The 16,852-nt window shown below is 58.0% G+C and carries 14 protein-coding genes and 1 pseudogene; 2 read left to right on the plus strand and 13 right to left on the minus strand.

What is annotated here, in order from left to right:
• Positions 1 to 205 precede the first annotated feature (205 nt).
• The 12 genes and pseudogenes from AC27IQ_RS02695 to AC27IQ_RS02750 form a co-directional block, all read right to left on the minus strand.
• Positions 206 to 1,726 (minus strand): glycosyltransferase family protein, encoded by a 1,521-nt coding sequence (locus AC27IQ_RS02695; protein ID WP_487088034.1) that lies wholly within the window; start codon positions 1,724 to 1,726, stop codon positions 206 to 208.
• Positions 1,719 to 3,608: an asparagine synthase (glutamine-hydrolyzing) gene (gene asnB, locus AC27IQ_RS02700; protein WP_487088036.1), complete on the minus strand. Its 1,890-nt coding sequence runs from the start codon at positions 3,606 to 3,608 to the stop codon at positions 1,719 to 1,721. Before asnB ends, AC27IQ_RS02695 begins: the two co-directional genes overlap by 8 nt.
• Positions 3,609 to 3,618: 10 nt before the next feature.
• A complete protein-coding gene (locus AC27IQ_RS02705; RefSeq protein ID WP_284429877.1) occupies positions 3,619 to 4,614 on the minus strand; it encodes an NAD-dependent epimerase/dehydratase family protein in 996 nt (331 codons plus the stop codon).
• 70 nt (positions 4,615 to 4,684) lie between these two features.
• Positions 4,685 to 5,788: a DegT/DnrJ/EryC1/StrS family aminotransferase gene (locus AC27IQ_RS02710; RefSeq protein ID WP_487088039.1), complete on the minus strand. Its 1,104-nt coding sequence runs from the start codon at positions 5,786 to 5,788 to the stop codon at positions 4,685 to 4,687.
• 25 nt (positions 5,789 to 5,813) lie between these two features.
• Positions 5,814 to 6,398, minus strand: coding sequence for an acyltransferase (locus AC27IQ_RS02715; protein WP_284429875.1), 585 nt, complete (start codon positions 6,396 to 6,398; stop codon positions 5,814 to 5,816).
• 22 nt (positions 6,399 to 6,420) lie between these two features.
• Positions 6,421 to 7,170 (minus strand): ABC transporter ATP-binding protein, encoded by a 750-nt coding sequence (locus AC27IQ_RS02720; RefSeq protein WP_487088041.1) that lies wholly within the window; start codon positions 7,168 to 7,170, stop codon positions 6,421 to 6,423.
• 2 nt (positions 7,171 to 7,172) lie between these two features.
• A complete protein-coding gene (locus AC27IQ_RS02725; protein ID WP_284429874.1) occupies positions 7,173 to 7,988 on the minus strand; it encodes an ABC transporter permease in 816 nt (271 codons plus the stop codon).
• 4 nt (positions 7,989 to 7,992) lie between these two features.
• Positions 7,993 to 8,943, minus strand: a complete 951-nt coding sequence (locus AC27IQ_RS02730) for a Gfo/Idh/MocA family oxidoreductase (RefSeq protein ID WP_487088044.1) — start codon at positions 8,941 to 8,943, stop codon at positions 7,993 to 7,995.
• 20 nt (positions 8,944 to 8,963) lie between these two features.
• The gene (locus tag AC27IQ_RS02735; RefSeq protein WP_487088046.1) at positions 8,964 to 10,259 is read right to left on the minus strand and encodes a nucleotide sugar dehydrogenase; all 1,296 of its coding nucleotides are present in this window, start codon (positions 10,257 to 10,259) and stop codon (positions 8,964 to 8,966) included.
• 119 nt (positions 10,260 to 10,378) lie between these two features.
• Entirely contained in the window at positions 10,379 to 11,863 is a 1,485-nt protein-coding gene (locus AC27IQ_RS02740; RefSeq protein WP_284429871.1) for a mannose-1-phosphate guanylyltransferase/mannose-6-phosphate isomerase, read from the minus strand.
• Positions 11,860 to 12,009, minus strand: a complete 150-nt coding sequence (locus AC27IQ_RS02745) for a DUF2304 domain-containing protein (RefSeq protein ID WP_487088048.1) — start codon at positions 12,007 to 12,009, stop codon at positions 11,860 to 11,862. Before AC27IQ_RS02745 ends, AC27IQ_RS02740 begins: the two co-directional genes overlap by 4 nt.
• Before the next feature lie 85 nt (positions 12,010 to 12,094).
• Positions 12,095 to 12,304 (minus strand): annotated as a pseudogene (locus AC27IQ_RS02750) (hypothetical protein); the annotation flags it as partial.
• A gap of 291 nt (positions 12,305 to 12,595) precedes the next feature.
• Between AC27IQ_RS02750 and AC27IQ_RS02755 the strand changes: the two are divergent.
• Both AC27IQ_RS02755 and groL read left to right on the plus strand, forming a co-directional pair.
• Positions 12,596 to 12,886 carry a co-chaperone GroES gene (locus AC27IQ_RS02755; RefSeq protein WP_011804151.1) on the plus strand — a complete coding sequence of 97 codons (291 nt, stop codon included), beginning with the start codon at positions 12,596 to 12,598 and terminating at the stop codon, positions 12,884 to 12,886.
• Positions 12,887 to 12,938: 52 nt separating this feature from the next.
• Positions 12,939 to 14,591: a chaperonin GroEL gene (gene groL, locus AC27IQ_RS02760; protein WP_272567476.1), complete on the plus strand. Its 1,653-nt coding sequence runs from the start codon at positions 12,939 to 12,941 to the stop codon at positions 14,589 to 14,591.
• Between the two features lie 128 nt (positions 14,592 to 14,719).
• On the opposite strand, the gene AC27IQ_RS02765 is transcribed toward groL, so the two are convergent.
• Positions 14,720 to 16,810, minus strand: coding sequence for a TonB-dependent siderophore receptor (locus AC27IQ_RS02765; RefSeq protein ID WP_487088051.1), 2,091 nt, complete (start codon positions 16,808 to 16,810; stop codon positions 14,720 to 14,722).
• Positions 16,811 to 16,852: the final 42 nt, after the last annotated feature.

Raw genomic sequence — 16,852 nt, forward strand, 5'->3', positions numbered from 1 at the left:
TACTGACAGGCGCTTGCCCTCGCACCCACTTCAATGACATCCTCAGTGCCGCAATCAAGGGCAGCAAAAGAATGGAAACCGAATTGAGGAGAAAAATCATTCCTCCACGAAAAATATACATCGGCCAACCTAAAGATCCTGAATCGACACGAACATCATGGCAATATAGCCACCTCTGCGGTCAATGAATAACTATTGCCCGGATTTATGCGGCAATTTCTTTAATCAATCCAACGAGGCGCTCGGCGATCAATCTATTGGAATGATGCTGCAAATACCATTCTCGAGATTCATTCTCAACGCCATTGCGATAGGAAATATCACTCGCGAGTTGTTGTAAACGAGCGGCAACATCAACATGCGACTCCACGCTGATGAGCGGAGGAATGACATCGAAGCAAGCCCTGTGCGGCTCCGGGTCAATATGACACAAGGTCGCCTTTCCACACATCAACGATTTAGCGGCCAAGCTCCCGAAAGCACCTACACCGATTTGATCCACCACGACGTGAGACAGACTGATCATTTCAATCATGTGCTGATTGGGTAGGACCGGTATCCACACCACGGCATCTTCAATACCCAATTTTTTGATAAGCCGTCGGCTATTCTCTATCGTCAACCCCCATTCAGTAAGGACCAAGACAGTTTTGACACTGGTTGCCTTTTTAAATCTTGCAAAGCCTGCGATGATTTTGTCATTTCCCTTTTCCCAACTGGGATCGCGATGCCTATCCCAATGGTGCCGGGCGGGATGAAAGACAATGAATTCCTGTTCGTTAAGGCGTTCGGTACAACTGGGCGGAAGCTGCACCTTCTGAACCTCCTCATTGATAGGATGAGGTATAAATCGATAGTCTTTTAGCTGCAACTTCTTTGCAGCCTTGACGTTGTCGCAGTTGGTGATAATTACTTTATCTGCGGCTTTATAAACGGCTTTGCAGATTCGCCCCAGAGCATCATCGACAAACGGAATTTTCCTGATCGTTCCATGCTCAAAGGCAATGTATTTTTTATTGCATATCAGTGGATAAATTCCATCTATGGAATATCCGATAACCGCATCATATTTCTTAAAAACCCGTTCCCACAAAGCTTGATGAAAAAAATAAGGGACTGCCTCTGAGCGCCTCAGGTCACATTTGGTACGTCTTTTGATCTGATCCAAAGTAACGCGTATTTTTGCGAACCGATCCCCTCCATTTTTTTTCAAGGCAGATTCAGCATAAAAATGCAAGCGACACATGACATGCAGAATTGGAACCGAAACCCTGGTCAGCAGGTTGACCAAGGATTTTTGTTTGTATCCGAAAAGATTCGTCCAAGCATCATTCAAAAGAAGCTCAAGTGTTCCCCCAAATGCGTGGCTGTGCGCTGTCCCGATGATTCGCGATAGACGCCCCATCTTCTGCTCTGGAGCCGCAGCGTCTCCAGCCAGTTCAGCCAGGATTTGACCTAAGGCACCCGAATGAAACCAATTTGGCCTTTGAAATCCTTGCAAATCCAGATTGGCCCAATCCGGATTGAAGTGATCGATTCCCTCAAAATCAAATACCGCATCCTCCCATTCTGGGGTGCCCATGATATGGTAATAATCTGCGCAAATTACATCTGATTCAACGCCGTGCCGAAGAAGCAATTTCGCATTCAGATAAGCATTATTAGCAATATTGCCAATATGCAGCACTTTATAGGACCTCTCTGTGGAAAGAATTCTCTTACTCATTTTTTATAAATTGTCTGATCATGGATTCCAGACTGATCAGCGACCAGATCTGCAAGCGGTGATTCATTTCCCCACTGCCGTGCTGCCGAACGATCTCATTCACATAATCACGATTCAAGTATTGATGGGTCAAAGCATTAGGGCTGAGCAAAGTACGCTTGACATAATCAATGCTTTCACCTTTGAACCAACTCGCATCTGGAGCAGAGAACCCCTGCTTTTCACGATCCGTTATCACAGGTGGCAACAATCGCTGCATCACCTGGCGTAAGAGCAGCTTTCCATCTTTGGTTTTCTGAAAATATTTGGCGGTCTTCGCCCCGGGTTCATTTTCATTCAACTTGACGACTTCACCCAAATTTCCAAGCTTCATGCGCGCTGGCAATTGCATTGAAAAATCCACGAGATCATTGTCGAGGAATGGGACTCGCGTTTCGATCCCATGGGCCATGCTCAATTTGTCTTCAACTACCAGTAACCCGTGGAGGAATGTCCTGGCCTCGAAATACAGGGAGTGATTGATATAGTCTTCCGGCCGGCCAATGTTCTGGGGCCGTTGATGAAAGACGGATTTGAACAGGTCTCGCGAATCAATGTGCTGAACCTCCGCCCATACCGGAGCCAGTGCGGTGGACATTTTCCCCTGGGGAATCAGACGCTGCCAGAAAGCGTGGTATTTATCTATATAGTGATCAAAATCATTATTGACTACCGCTCTATAGTATCGCCACGGATATCCACCGAAGAGTTCATCACCACCGGCACCAGACAGCACAACTTTGACAAATTTACTGGCCAGTTGAGCCGCATAATAATTCGGATAACTTTGTCCTACGCGCGGCTCTTCGATGTGCCACGCCAACTTGGGCATGACTCGCTCCATATCTCCCGCCTTGAGCACCATTTCATAATGCTCAGTTTTGAAGAGATAAGACATATATTCAGCCGTCGGGCGTTCATCAAACCCCAGTTCAATCCCTGAAGCCGAATTCAAATCGAAGCCGCAGGTGAATGTTTTCATGTATGGGATTTGCTGAGCGGCGACTGCTGTGATGGACCCGCTGTCCATCCCACCACTCAAATAAGATCCAATGTCTACGTCACTGACCAGTTGCCGAGAGACAGCCTGCACGAACAGGCGATCCAGTTCTTCTGCATACTCCTCCAATTTTCGCGGCGATTCAGGCTCAACGAATTGGTAGTCCCAATAACGGGTGAAACTGGCTTCCACAGATCCAGTACTGCCTCTTCTAACCGTTGCAAACGTTCCAGCAGGAAAAAGACTGATGCCGCTGAATATGGTTCGATCAGCAAGAAAATTTTGAAAACTCAAATATTCTAACAGCCCGATGGAATCGACTTTAGGATCGACAACGCCGTGTGCAAAAATGGCCTTGATTTCAGAGCCAAAAACAAATGATTTTCCAGAATTGTGATAATAAAGCGGCTTGACCCCGTAGCGATCGCGCGCGAGCGTCAAAGTCCTTTCAGCATTGTCCCAAATTGCCAATGCGAACATGCCGTTGAGGCGGCTGAAACATTTCACGCCCCACTCGACAAATGCATAAAGCAGGACTTCTGTATCGCTGTGGGTATGGAAATGGCGGCCCAAGCTCTCCAGTTCCATACGGATTTCTTTGAAATTGTAGATTTCCCCGTTGTAGGTGATAACGTATCGGCCATCTTCGGAGGCTTTGGGCTGGTGCCCCCCGGGCGAGAGGTCGATAATGGCAAGACGTCGGTGGCCCAAGGCCAACGCTTCATGAACGTAACTTCCTTCGCCATCTGGTCCCCGATGCGCAATCGCATCGGTCATGCGTTTGATCACCACCGCCGAGGCTGGGTATTGGTCCGTGTTGTAATAACCCGCGATGCCGCACACGTTGGATACCTCAGAGGCCGACGGAAGCGCGACGAGCAGCCACCTCTGCTTTATGTGACGCACGCCAATCGATCAGCTTGCGCAAGCCTTCGTCGAGATCGATCTCTGCATTGAATTGAATTTCTTTGCGAGCCTTGTCAGGACTCCCAATGCGGTTGCGCACGAGCGTGGCCTGACTACGGGGTGCATAAGTGATTTCCTTGGTTGAGCCGGTGATACGCAGAAGCTTTTCTGCCAACTCCTTCAACGACGTCCGCTTGCCGGTACCGACGTTGTAGAAAGCGTCAGTCGCGCTGGCCTTCATCGCACAGACGTTAGCCAACGCACAGTCTTCCACGGCAACAAAGTCGAACGCCTCGGAACCATCGCCCATGATGGTAGGGCTATTGCCGCTGTCGATTGCATCGAGCATTTTCATGATCACGGCAATATAGGCACCATGATAATCTTGACGGGGGCCATAAACATTCATGTATCGCAGCCCCACATAATCCAGGCCGTAGCGATGATGGTAAGCCCGCAAAAAAGCCTCACCTGCAATTTTGGTGGCTCCATAGAAATTCTTGTTATTGAATGGATGGTCCTCCGTCATGGGCTCCTCCACTGCATCGCCATAGACAGAAGCTGAAGAGGAATACACCAAGCGCTTCACCCCATTCCTCACACACGCGTCCATTACATTGAAAGTTCCCCGAACATTGGTTTCGAATGCGGTCCTGGGATATTCATGGCATTGAAGGAGCCAAAGCGCCGCCAGATGAAAAACCCCGTCGACGCCCTTGAGAGCAGCATCCAATATGTCTGTCTGCAGAATATCGCCGCCAGCTTCAAAGATTTTTACCCGTGGATCTTTGAGCGACTCCGTTAAATTCTCCATTCGACCGCGTACGAAGTTATCGTAGATCACCACTTCGGCTACGTCTTCTTTCAGTAGCCGGTCAACGGTATGGGATCCGATCAAGCCGCCACCACCGATGATGACGAAGCGTTTGTTTTTGATGTCCATGATCATTCTTTCTAACAATTGATTGGGCCTGCCGATAGGCTTCGATGCGAGGCGACTCCCGACGACGAAATCAGGCAGAGGGGTTTTCGAAATAAAACTGCTGAATAGCCCGGGCTACCAGGGACTGATCCGAGTCGCTCAGGTAAGGGCCCATGGGAAGACTTAAAACTTCATTGGCCAGCTGATCGCCAATGGGGAGTTGCTTGCTGCCATCTTCCACTGCAGGCTGCTTGTTCAGGGGCAACGGATAATGCACCGTGGTGGGTATGTCTAATTTTTTCAGTGCTTGCTGAAGGTCATCGCGATGATTCGACCGGATCGTGTATTGGGCCCAGACGCTCAGGTTGCCATTTTTGATGGATGGACAAGCTATTTGAGGAATTGGCAGCAATTTGCTTGCGTATTGATCCGCGATCATTTGGCGCTTGGCAATCTCTTCATCGAAAACCACCAGCTTTCCCAGAAGAACTGCCGCTTGCAATGTATCGAGACGGCTATTCACACCTACGCGAACGTGGTGATAGCGGCGATCCTGTCCATGACGCGAAATCTGACGGAGGACCCGAGCCAATTCCTCGTCACTAGTGAAAATGGCTCCGCCATCTCCATAGCAGCCTAAAGGTTTGCTGGGGAAAAAGCTGGCGCAAGCCAAAGTGGTGAGGTTGCAACTCTTGCGCCCTTTATAGTTGGCACCAAAACTTTGAGCCGCGTCCTCAATGACAGGAATTCGGTATTTGGCGGCTATTTCATTGATATGATCAAATTCAGCGCATTGCCCATACAGGCTGACCGGAATGATGGCCTTCGTACGGGGCGTGATGGCGGCCTCGAGTAATGAGGGATCCAGGTTGTAGGTATCCGGCGACACATCTACATATACGGGCTTCGCACCAAGCAGCGCGACCGTCTCGGCAGTGGCGATATACGTGAAACCGGGGGTGATTACCTCGTCTCCAGGCCCAATGCCCAGAGCCATCTGGGCAATTTGAAGCGCATCAGTGCCATTGGCTACCGTAATGCAATATTTGGCTCCGGTGTATGTCGCCAATTGCTCTTCCAGTTCATGCACTTCCGGGCCCAGGATGTACTGGCCATGATCCAGTACTTTCTGAATGCGCACGTCGATATCAGACTTGAGCCGACGGTATTGCGCTCTTAGATCGGTGAATTCCATTACAACTCCATGCGATGGGTGGGGATCAAGCTCGCTGCAGCTCACCATCGATCAAACGATATAAATGACCGGTTTGCGGACAATGTGCTTGCGCGTCTCCAGTCAAGGGAAGATCGAGACGCTCCCCGTGTTCGCTCATCCATCCGATTTGCCGAGCAGGCACGCCTGCAACCAGTGCATAGGCCTTGACGTCGCGTGTGATCACCGCACCAGCGCCGACGAATGCGTGGGCACCAATGGTGGTGCCACAGACCACGGTTGCATTGGCACCGAGCGTGGCCCCCTTGCAAACCCGGGTTCGCCTGTACTCGTTTTTACGCACGACGCTGCTGCGAGGGTTGTACACATTGGTGAAAACAACGCTGGGCCCGCAGAAAACATCGTCTTCCAGCGTGACCGCATCGTAGACACTGACATTGTTCTGAACCTTGACGTTGTTGCCGATCATCACGTCGTTGCCGACATAGACGTTCTGCCCGAAAGAGCAAGAAAGGCCAATCCGCGCCCCCGCTGAGATATGCACCCAGTGCCAGATGCGGGTCCCCGCGCCAATTTGCGCCCCTGCATCGACGATCGACGTCGGGTGTGCGGTATAGGATGTTTCGCTCATGCTGCCCAAAATAATAATGAAGCTAGTTGCCGTGATAGGCAGCCAGACAGTCTTCGATACTTCCCTGCATGCGGATCTGGCCCTCGTTGAGCCATATCCCTGTATTGCAGAACGTTTTCAAGATCGAGTCGTTGTGTGAAGCAAGTACCAGGATCTTGACCTTGCTCATCATGTTTTCCAGCCGAATACGTGCCTTATCAATGAATTGCGCGTCGCCCACCCCAATCATCTCGTCCATCAGTAAGATATCGGGCGCGACGGCTGTCGACACTGCGAAGGCGAGACGGAGCATCATTCCGGAAGAGTACGTTCGCACGGGCAGATGCAGGTAGTCGCCCAGTTCGGTGAACTCCTCTATATCGGGGACCAGGTCCTTGGCTTCTTTGCTTCCAATTCCCATCACGACGCACCGTGTGGCAATGAACTCGTAGCCACTGGCATCGGGATCCATGCCCAACATCAGGTCAATCAGGGAAGAGATGTGGCCATCCGCCCTCATCACGCCAGCGGTGGGTTCATACACGCTGGACAGCACCCGCAGCATGGTGGACTTGCCAGCCCCGTTACGGCCGATCAGGCCCATCCGATCCCCATCCTTGAGAGACAGCGTGATGTCTCGCAATGCACGCACTGCGATTGCGCCATGCCCGATGTCTTCGATTCGTCCCCGGTGCCCTTGTGCCTTCCCGAGCAGAGTGTTCAGCAATCCGCGTGAGCGTGATGAAAACAGCGGGAAGTCGACATTGACTCGCTCCAGTTCGATGCTTGCCATGATCAGAGCCAATACACAAGCCTGCGACGGCTCTGCAAAAACACGGTGAAAAATGCCAACAGCAATGCGAGAAAGGTGGCACCGGCCATCAGATAGCTGTAGGGATTGACGGATTCGCCCAAAACGGGGGCCCTCACCAAGTCAAGAAACGCAGCCAAAGGATTGACGTGCACGATCAATTGGGCCCGCTCACTGAGTTGCGATGCCTGCCACATGACCGGCGTGAGAAACATCGCAATCTGCATCAAGCTCGTGACAATCATGGGTATGTCGCGAAAACGCGCGCACAGGGCACCCAGGATGCAGGAAACGAGTACCGCGCACAACACCGTGAATGCGAGCCCAAACAAAAATGGGATGGGCCTCACATCATCCAGGCGCCCAAACGCCAGAAGAACGATCAAGGCAATCGGAATGTTGTGCCCCATCATCAACAGGTTGCGCCATATGACTCGCAAACCGAATGCAGTCTTGGGATAAGGTGTTTGTTTCAGGAATGCGCTGGAGCCAATAAACGTCTGGCAACTGTCGGAAATGCACTGTGAGATAAACAAAAACAGAACATGGCTGACACAGAAGAATGGCAGGTACGTCTGGATATCTATCTTGAAGACCTGCGATCCGATCAAGCCGAATGCGCCGATGAAAATAGCCGTGTTGATCGATATCCACACGGGTCCGAGAAACGAGCGGCGGTACTGCTTGAGGATGTCTTCCAATCCCAGATGCAGCCAGAAGCGCCAAAGCTTGAGCGCGCCCCGCACATCCCCGACCAGCAATTCGAACTGGGAAAGCGGCTTCAAACCAGAAGCTTGCATGCTCTCAATACCCCTTGTTGCGCACGAAGGGATGCACACGCTCATCCCCATCGGCCGCAATGGACGCGCTGCGAATCACGTCCACCGTTTCGATGCAATGCCGCGCATCCGCCAAGCCGTACCCTCGGCCCGCCAGGATTTCGCGGTAACTGGTAGTGTGCAGATCGGTGAAGCCTTCGGAAAACTCGAGTTGCTCACCGCTGACATCGATGTTCCGGTACGTGGGCTTCTTGCCTTTGACTTCTTCCGGTAGATCGCTGGCATCGATGGACAAAAACCATCGCACCCGGGCGCGTTCGTATTCCAGATAGCCGGCGGCCTTCGTTTCCTCGCTCAGGTGGATGCGATTGTCCTGAAGCTTGCCGAAGATGAAGTGCAGCATGTCGAAGAAATGCACGCCGATGTTGGTGGCCACGCCAAACGATTTGCGCGGGTCGCCCTTCCAGCTCTCCAGGTACCACTTGCCGCGCGATGTGATGTAGGTCAGTTCGACATCGAACTTGGTGTCCTTGGGTGCCGCAGCCACTTTGTCGCGCAGCTTCAGGATCGCTTCATGGTGGCGCAACTGGAGAATGTTGAATACCCGCCGGCCCGTTTCCTGTTCGATGCGCGCCAGTTCGTCCATCAATTGCGGCGTGGGAACGAGCGGTTTTTCGCAGATCACATCACATCCCAGGCGCAGGCCAGCAGCGATGTGGGCATGGTGCAGGTAGTTGGGCGAGCAGATCGACACGTAGTCAAGTGCGGTGGCTGGATCGCGCTTGAGCTGGTGCGCATGCTCCGCAAACCGTTCGAACTCGGTAAAGAAGTCGCTCTGCGGCGAAATACTGTCGATGATGCCGACCGAATCGTTGATGTCGTAAGCCACGGCCAGATGGTTGCCGGTGTCCTTGATGGCACGCATGTGGCGCGGCGCGATGTAGCCGGCGGCGCCGATGAGGGCGAAGTTTTTCATGGCGGATCCGAAGGGGAGAATTAGAGGCGAAAAACGGTGAAGCCGGCTTCGGCAGCCCGCTCGCGGTGGTAGAGGCTTTTGACGTCGGCCAGGACAGGCTGTGCGCCACGGCAGTACGTGCGAAGCTCCGCGGGCGTGGCCTGCCGGTATTCGTTATGGCCGACCGCCACCACCAGGGCATCGACCGGATGGTCGGCATCGACACGACCCAACGCCAGGCCGTACTCGTGGTCCACCTCTTGTGCGCTGGCCCAGGGATCGGCGATCACCACGTCCGCGCCCCACGCCAGGAACTCGCGCACCATGTCCACGACCTTGCTGTTGCGGATGTCCGGGCAGTTTTCCTTGAACGTGATGCCCAGGATGCCGATGCGGCAACGGGGCACGTCCATGCCGTTCTTGAGCATGAGACGAATGGTGTTGCGCGCCACGTAGCGCGCCATGTTGTCGTTGATGCGCCGCCCGGCCAGGATGACCTGCGGGTGATAGCCCACTTCCTCGGCCTTGTGGGTCAGGTAATAGGGGTCCACACCGATGCAGTGGCCGCCCACCAGTCCCGGCCGGAAGGGCAGGAAGTTCCACTTGCTGCCCGCAGCCTCCAGCACGTCGAGGGTGTCGATGCCCAGCCGCTCGAAGATGACGGACAGCTCGTTCACCAAGGCGATGTTCAAGTCGCGCTGGGTGTTTTCGATGACCTTGGCCGCTTCGGCCACTTTCAGGCTGCTGGCCTTGTGGGTGCCGGCCGTGATGATGCTGCCGTACAGCGCATCCACCGCGTCGGCCACTTCGGGGGTGCTGCCGCTGGTGATCTTCTTGATCTTCGTGAGGGTGTTGACCCGGTCGCCCGGATTGATGCGCTCCGGGCTGTAGCCGCAGAAGAAGTCCGTGTTGAAGGTCTTGCCGCTGAGCCGTTCGAGCACCGGCACGCACACTTCTTCGGTCGCGCCAGGGTACACGGTGGATTCGTAGATGACCACGGCGCCGTCCGGCATGACCCTGCCCACCGTTTCACTCGCCTTGACCAGGGGCGTCATGTCGGGGCGGTTGGCCTTGTCCACCGGGGTGGGCACCGTCACTATGAAGACCTTGCAATCGCGCAGGTCCTCCGGGTTGGCGCTGTATTGCAGGTGGCTGGCGGCTTGCAGGTTTTCCGGGGTCACTTCCAGCGTGCCGTCCTCGCCCGATTGCAACTCGGCGATGCGTGCGGCATTGATGTCAAAGCCGATGACCGGCCGCTGGCGGCCGAACTCCACCGCCAAGGGCAGGCCCACGTAGCCGAGCCCGATCACGGCAATCCTTGCTTGTTCTAGATTCATGTTTTTATGTTGGAAGAATGGGGAGGGTCAAGTGCAGGTGCCGCACTGCTCGCACGCCGGGAAATGCGTGCGCGCGGGCCTGGCAATCGTCACGCCGGTCGCGAAGGCAATCCAATCCATCATGAAACGCCTTCGGCACCGGTAGAGCGCCCGTAGATGTCGTCGAACCGGACGATGTCGTCCTCACCCAGATAGTCGCCCGATTGAACCTCGATGATTTCGAGAGGCGTCTTGCCCGGATTGGCCAGCCGATGGCGGCGGCCCACCGGAATGAACGTGGACTCGTTCTGTGCCAGCAGATAGGTGTCGTCGCCATTGGTGATTTCAGCGGTCCCCCGCACCACCACCCAATGCTCAGCGCGGTGGTAGTGCATCTGCATGCTCAGGCGCGCGCCCGGGTTCACCACGATGCGCTTGACCTGGAAGCGTTCGCCGCTGTCGACAGCGTCGTACCAGCCCCATGGCCGGTGCACCTTCCGGTGATGGTGGGCCAGCGCGTGCCCCAGCTGCTTCAGCCGGGCCACGATCCTCTTGACGTCCTGGGTGCGGCGCTTGTCGGCCACCAGGACCGCATCGGGTGTTTCGACGACCACGATGTGGTCGAGCCCCACGCCGGCCACGAGCCGGTGGGTGGACATCAACAGGGTGTCCTGGCTGTCTTCCAGCAGGGCATCGCCCACGGTGGCGTTGCCTTGGCCGTCGCGCGGCAGCACGCCCCACAGGGCATCCCAGGCACCCAGGTCGGACCAGCCGGCCTGCAGCGCGACCGCGAACGTGGGGATGCCGATCTCCGGCATCAGCGGCAACCGTTCCATCACGGCATAGTCGATGGAATCCGAAGGGCAGGCCTGGAAGGCGGCCGCGTCAGGCCGGATGAAGTCGAGATCACGCTGCGCCCCCGCCATCGCGGCCTCGCAGGCCTGGAGGATGTCGGGGCGGCAAGCACGCAGAGCGGCCAACCACTGGCTGGCGCGCACCATGAAAAGGCCGCTGTTCCAGAAATAATCACCCGCATCGAGATAGCGCTGCGCGGTCGCGGCATCGGGCTTCTCGGCAAAGCTGGCAATGCGGTGGATGCCCGCACCCTCCGGGCCCGCCGCATGGCACTGGATGTAGCCGTAGCCGGTTTCCGGCCGGTCCGGCACGACGCCGAACGTCACCAGTCCGCCCGACAGGGCCATGGAATGGGCCCGCCGGACCGCGGCGTGAAACGCGGGCAAATCCTTCACCACGTGATCGGCCGGCATGGCCAGCATGATCGGATCATCGCCTCCAGCGCATGCCTGCAAGGCGGCCAGCGTCAGTGCGGGCGCGGTGTTGCGCCCCTCGGGCTCCAGGAGTACGCGTGCCGTCCGGATGCCGACTGCCAGCAACTGGCTGGCCGCGATGAACCGGTGCTCGGTGTTGCAGACCAGGATGGGATCGGGCGCGACGCCGATCTCCGGCGCCCACCCCTGCAGCCTCAGTGCCGTGTCCTGGAGCATGGTGCGGGGACCGGCCAACGCCAGAAACTGCTTGGGATAGGCCTCCCGCGACAGGGGCCACAAACGCGTGCCCGACCCGCCGCACAGGATGACCGGCAACAACGGCTGCGCCAAGGTCATGGCTGCGTTCCATCGCCCATCACGCGCGCGCGCAGGCTTTCATTGTCGGCCTGCAACAGGGCCAGCCGCTGGTTCAGACGGCGGACATCCCTCTCGATGCGGGTGTTCACCATGTCGGTGTGCAACGACTTCACCAGCAGCACCATGCTGGCCAGCAGCAGCAGCAGCGCAGGGGGGATAGCTGATGCCCAGCAGCTTGGCCAGACGATCGATCAGTCCCGGCCAGGCCCCCAGCAAGGCAGCGGCCCCAGCCACCACCACCCAGAACAGGCCGTGCATCAGATACAGGTGATCCCTGCGGATCAGGTAAAGGATCAGCACCGCCAGGCCGATGCCCATCAGCGCGGTGGTTGCTTGCAAAGACGCCATTGGACTCCCGAATCTATGGATCTGACCCGCATCGGGCGTTTGATTGAGAGCACCGCCGGGAACAGCGCCCATCCCTGCTTGGGGACCAAGCGGACTGCGGGCGCCGAATCACCTCCGGCCTCAAGGAGGTCGGTATTGTAGGTGCACGCCTCATCCATCCCTCAGCCGCCGTCCTTCCTGTGGGCGCGCCGCACTCCCACTGCCAGTCCCCCTCTTGAAATGCGAAAGAATGCCCGTATCATTAGCACTCGACGCGACCGAGTGCTAGCAACGCTGGCGCCAAGCCGCTGAAGTCAGAAAGCGCCCGCACCCTGCGGGCGTGTTGTTGATGTCGCAATCCTTTTTTGAACCAGGAGAGATGCAATGAACCTTCGCCCCCTGCACGATCGCGTGATCGTCAAGCGCATTGAAAGCGAAACCACGACCGCTTCCGGCATCGTGATCCCCGACAACGCCGCTGAAAAGCCCGATCAAGGTGAAGTGCTGGCCGTCGGTCCCGGCAAGAAGAACGACAAGGGCGAGCTGATCGCCCTGAACGTGAAGGTCGGCGACCGCGTTCTGTTCGGCAAGTACTCTGGCCAGACCGTCAAGGTCAACGGCGACGAGTTGCTGGTGATGAAGGAAGACGACCTGTTCGCAGTCGTCGAGAAGTAAGCCTTTCGGCCCTTTTCCCGAACATCCTGTTTACTGAATCCGGAGAAATCAAATGGCAGCAAAAGACGTAGTTTTCGGCGGCGAAGCCCGCGCCCGCATGGTCGAAGGCGTGAACATCCTGGCCAATGCGGTCAAGGTCACCCTGGGCCCCAAGGGTCGCAACGTGGTGCTGGAGCGCTCGTTCGGCGCCCCCACCGTGACCAAGGACGGTGTGTCCGTGGCCAAGGAAATCGAACTCAAGGACAAGCTGCAGAACATGGGCGCCCAGCTCGTGAAGGAAGTGGCTTCCAAGACGTCCGACAACGCCGGTGACGGCACCACGACCGCCACCGTGCTGGCACAGGCCATCGTGCGTGAAGGCTTCAAGTACGTGGCCGCGGGCATCAACCCCATGGACCTCAAGCGCGGCATCGACAAGGCTGTGACGGCCCTGGTGGAAGAGCTGAAGAAGGCTTCCAAGGCCACCACGACCTCCAAGGAAATCGCCCAGGTGGGTTCGATCTCCGCCAATTCCGACGAAACCATCGGCAAGCTGATCGCTGACGCCATGGACAAGGTCGGCAAGGAAGGCGTGATCACCGTGGAAGACGGCAAGTCCCTCGAGTCCGAACTGGACGTCGTGGAAGGCATGCAGTTCGACCGCGGCTACCTGTCGCCCTACTTCATCAACAACCCCGAAAAGCAATCCGCGATTCTGGACAACCCCTTTGTGCTGCTGTTCGACAAGAAGATCAGCAACATCCGTGACCTGCTGCCCACGCTGGAGCAAGTCGCCAAGGCCGGCCGTCCGCTGCTGATCATTGCCGAAGAAGTCGAAGGCGAAGCCCTGGCGACGCTGGTGGTCAACACGATCCGCGGCATCCTGAAGGTCGTGGCAGTGAAGGCCCCTGGCTTCGGCGACCGCCGCAAGGCCATGCTGGAAGACATCGCCATCCTGACGGGCGGCAAGGTCATCGCCGAAGAAGTGGGCCTGACGCTCGAGAAGGTCACCCTGGCTGACCTGGGCCAAGCCAAGCGCATCGAAGTGGGCAAGGAAAACACGATCATCATCGACGGCGCCGGCGCCGCTGAAGACATCGAAGCCCGCGTCAAGCAAGTGCGCGTGCAGATCGAGGAAGCCACTTCCGACTACGACCGCGAAAAGCTGCAAGAGCGCGTGGCCAAGCTGGCTGGCGGTGTGGCGGTGATCAAGGTCGGCGCTGCCACCGAAGTCGAAATGAAGGAAAAGAAGGCCCGCGTGGAAGACGCCCTGCACGCCACGCGCGCAGCGGTGGAAGAAGGCGTTGTGGCTGGTGGCGGCGTGGCACTGCTGCGCGCCAAGCAAGCCGTGGGCAACTCGATCAAGGGCGACAACGCCGATCAGGACGCCGGTATCAAGCTGGTGCTGAAGGCCATCGAAGCCCCCCTGCGCGAAATCGTGAACAACGCCGGCGGCGAAGCCTCGGTCGTGGTGAACGCCGTGCTGGCCGGCAAGGGCAACTACGGTTTCAATGCCGCCAACGACACGTATGGCGACATGCTGGAACTGGGCATTCTGGACCCCACGAAGGTCACCCGCACGGCCCTGCAGAACGCCGCGTCCGTGGCCTCCCTGCTGCTGACGACGGAATGCATGATCGCTGAAGCCCCCAAGGACGACGCACCGGCCGGCGGCGGCATGCCCGACATGGGCGGCATGGGTGGCATGGGCGGCATGGGCATGTAATTGCCAGCCGCACCGGACGGGATGCACTCCCGCCCGGCTGCTCCATCAAAAAACCCCGCAGGCTGCAAGGCCTGCGGGGTTTTTCTTTGGCGGGGCCGTGGGTACGGCCCGCAGGATCGAGGGGCCGCTCAGAAACGGTAGGTCGCGCTCAGCACCACGTTGCGCCGGGGCGCCCACCAGCAATCGCCGCGCGACAGGCAGGTGCTCATGTACTGCTTGTCGGCCACGTTGTTGATGTTGAGCGCGTAGCGCCATGCCTGGCTGTCATAGGCCAGCAACGCATCTCCGACGAGCGACGATGGAACGCGCGGGCCGGAACCATCGCGGAACGCGGAGAGATACCGCACCCCGGCCCCGGCCGAGAAGCCGCGAATCCCCGCGACGGAAAATCGATACAGCCCCCACACGGCCGCCTGGTTGCGGGGCAGTCCTTCCAGGGTCGGATCCACATCGGTGTAGTTGTAGTGGGCGATCAGATCGAACGCGGTGGTCACGCGGGTCTTCAGTTCCAGCTCCAGCCCCTTGTTGCGGGTCTGGCCGGCCTGCAGCGTGTTCATCGGATTGGTCGGATCGGTGACCTTCTGGTTCTTTTCCTTCAGGTCGTACACCGAGGCGGTGAACGAGGTCGCGCCGCCTTCGGGCAGGTACTTCACCCCCACTTCGATCTGCTCGCCTTGCAGCGGCTTGAAGCGGGCCCCCGAGGTGTTGGTGCCGCTTACCGGGCTGAACGACTCCGCATAGCTGATGTACGGCGTCCAGCCGCCGGCCAGTTGGTACATCACGCCCAGGCGCTTGGTGGTGTCGCTGGTGCGGTCATCGGCCGAGCCGGCCAGGGCATTCGCCACGCGGTCATGGCGCAGGCCGGCGATGAAGATCCACCGGTCCCACTTCATCTGGTCCTGCACATAAATGCCGGTCTGGCGCTGCACGTTCCGGGGCTGCGCGGTGAGCGGCCGGTCGGTTCGCCCGCTGTACACCGGCGCGAACGCGTCGATGGGCGAATCGTAGGCATCGCCGGATTCCGCCTTGTCCTCCGACTGGCGATTCCAGTCGAGGCCCAGCAACAACTGGTGCTGCACGGCGCCCGTGGTGAGCCGGCCCAGCAGGTTGGTGTCGACCGCGGCCATGCGCGTGCGGGTCACGTTCTGCCCATACAGCCGGCCGATCAGGCGCTGGTTGACCGGGTCGGCGCCCCACCCGCCCGGATCGGTGAAGAAGTCCGCATAGTGGTAGCCGCCCCGGTTCTCGTTGCGGGCCCAGCGCAGGTTCTGGCGCGCCGTCCAGGCATCGTTGAAACGGTGTTCGAACTGGTAGCCGATGGATTGCCGATCGGTGTCGTAGTAGTCGCCCGGCTCGCCGATGAACCGGCTGGTGGGCAGCTGCCCGTTGGGATTGGGAAGCAAGGTGCCCGACCAGGGCAGGAACTGCGACGTGCTGCCCGAGCGGTCCTGCTGCCAGTGCGCCTGGAGCAGCAGCGACGTCGCCGCATTGGGCCGCCACATCAGCGACGGCGCGATCAGGCGGCGGTCGTCGGGCACGTGGTCCACCTGCGTGTCGGCGTCGCGGGCCAGCGCCACGAGGCGGTACGACCATTGGCCATCGGCCGTGAGCGGGCCGGTCAGGTCGGCCTGCAGCTGCTTGCGGTTCCAGCTGCCGATCTGCACGCCCACTTCGCGCTGCGCTTCCTGCAGCGGGCGCTTGCTCACCATGTTGACCACGCCCGCCACGGTGCCGGTGCCGAACAGCATGCCCGAAGGACCGCGCAGCACCTCCAGGCGCTCCAGCGTGTACAGCTCCGCGGGCGTGGTGCTGGTGTAGTAGTTGTAGCTCTGGCGCAAGCCATCGAGGTAGATGTCCGGGTAGCTGCCGCGCACGCGCACGCTGTCGGAGCGGCTGTCCAGACCATAGGCATCGCTGCGCACGCCCGCCGCATAGAGCAGCGCGCCCTGGAAGGTCGTCGCGCCCTGGTCGACCATCTGGTCGCGCGTGATGACGGTGACCGATTGCGGCGTTTCGCTGAGCGGCGTGTCGGTCTTGGTGGCCGTGGTGGCGCTGCGGGCGCGGTAGCCCACCACGGGGCCGGTGGCGGATTCCTTTTCTGCGTTGGCATCCACCCGCACTTCGGACAGCGTGGCGCCCACGCCCTGTGCATGCGCCCAAGGCACCAACCCCAGGGCGGCGGCCACGCAGGCAGGGCCCCGCAGATCAATGAATTTCATGGCAAATATAAATAGTATTGATAACGATTCCCATTTTAAAAA

Source organism: Acidovorax sp. KPB24-07 (assembly GCF_057543315.1).